At 70.6% G+C, this 1,509-nt stretch carries 1 protein-coding gene and 2 pseudogenes; 2 read left to right on the top strand and 1 reads right to left on the bottom strand.

Features of this window, described 5'->3' with window-relative positions; all coding sequences use genetic code 11:
• A pseudogene (locus DBR34_RS23375) lies at positions 1–277 on the top strand (formimidoylglutamate deiminase); the annotation flags it as partial.
• A 30-nt stretch (positions 278–307) separates the two neighbouring features.
• Positions 308–1,036: a histidine utilization repressor gene (gene hutC, locus DBR34_RS15710; protein WP_128097489.1), complete on the top strand. Its 729-nt coding sequence runs from the start codon at positions 308–310 to the stop codon at positions 1,034–1,036.
• Positions 1,037–1,048: 12 nt separating this feature from the next.
• Here hutC and DBR34_RS15705 read toward each other — a convergent pair.
• Positions 1,049–1,509: pseudogene (locus tag DBR34_RS15705) on the bottom strand (hypothetical protein); the annotation flags it as partial.

Genomic DNA, 1,509 nt, shown 5'->3' with positions numbered 1-1,509 from the left:
GTCGCTGCACGGCGCCGGGCAGGCGCTTGGCGTGGCGACCGGGCTGCAGGTGGGCGCCCCGGCCGACGTGGTCGAACTGGACCCGACGCACCCGGCCCTGATTGCCCGCGACGGCGACGCCTTGCTTGACAGCTGGGTGTTCGCCGCACGTAATGGTGCGGTGCGTTCGGTGTGGCGCCAGGGTCGCCAGCTGGTCCATCAGGGCCGTCACCTGCAGCGCGATGCCGTGGCCGCCCGTTTCGCCCGCGCATTGCAGACGTTGTTGTCGGCCGGCTGAGTGCCGGTTGCACCCATCCAGGACTCCCGAGTGACGGGCAAGAAAGCAGAAACCCTCAACCAGCGCATCCGCGCCGATCTGGAAAGCCGCATCCTCAGTGGGCAGTGGGAGCCGGGGTTCCGCATTCCCTATGAGCACGAACTGATGGAGCAGTACGGCTGCTCGCGGATGACCGTGAACAAGGTGCTGACCGCGCTGGCCGAGAGCGGCATGATCGAGCGCCGCCGCCGCGCCGGTTCGTTCGTGGCCCGGCAGCCGCCGCACCTGGAACAGGTGGCGCTGGAAATTCCGGATATCGCCATGGCCGTGGGCGCACGTGGCCACGTCTACGGCTACCAACTGCTGGAGCGGGCCTACCGGGCGCCGCGTCCGCAGGCTGCCGAAGAGGTGGCGTTGTCGGGCAGCGAAAAGCTGCTGGCCATCCGCTGCCTGCACCGTGCCGATGGGCGTCCGTTCGCGCTGGAACACCGCCTGATCAGCCCGGTGGGCGTGCCAGAAGTGCTGGACGTGGATTTCGAGACTACCGCGCCGGGAAGCTGGCTGCTGCAGAACGTGTCCTGGACCCGCGCCCAGCACCGCATCAGCGCCTGGGGCGCCGATGACGCCGCCGCCGCGTTGCTGGAGGTCAAGCCCGGCACGGCCTGCCTGGTCATCGACCGCCTCACCTGGCGTGGCGACCAGCCCATCACCTGCGTGCGCCAGATGTTCCTCGGCGACGCCTGGGACCTGGTCGCAAAGTTCGCCCCCGGCGCGAGGTAGAGCGGGGCAACATCAAAGCGTAGCGCACTGCCGCCAACGCACCGGCTCGTCCACGCCCAGGCGCGGATTCAACTGGATACGCACCGTGCGCAGCGCCGGGTAACGCTTCACCTCGGTGCACACCAACGGCCAGATCGCATCGATCTCGTCGCTGCGGTTCACCGCCAGGGTCTGCCGCGTCAGCCAGAACGCGCTCAGCACGCCGGGCTGGCGGGCCAGGGTGGCGGCCAGCTCTTTCTGATACCGGGCCAGCGTCGCCGGGTCCGGGTCGGCCACATCGCCCAGGATGCCCGGTGCCGCAGCAGCAGTGGCCGGCTTGGAAGCGGCAGGCGCGGCGGGGGTGGTGGGGGCCGAGGCATCGGCCGCAGCCGGAGCGTCCGCCGGCGCAGCGACGGGCTGGGCCGGTGTCGCGGCGGGCGGAGCTACCGCAACCGGGGCGGCCTGCTGGTCCAGTCGCGAGGTCAGGTAGCCCA

This window comes from Stenotrophomonas sp. HMWF003, from assembly GCF_003061285.1.
GTDB classification, from domain to species: Bacteria; Pseudomonadota; Gammaproteobacteria; order Xanthomonadales; family Xanthomonadaceae; genus Stenotrophomonas; species Stenotrophomonas maltophilia_AP.
This window is presented reverse-complemented; position numbering and strand designations above follow the sequence as displayed.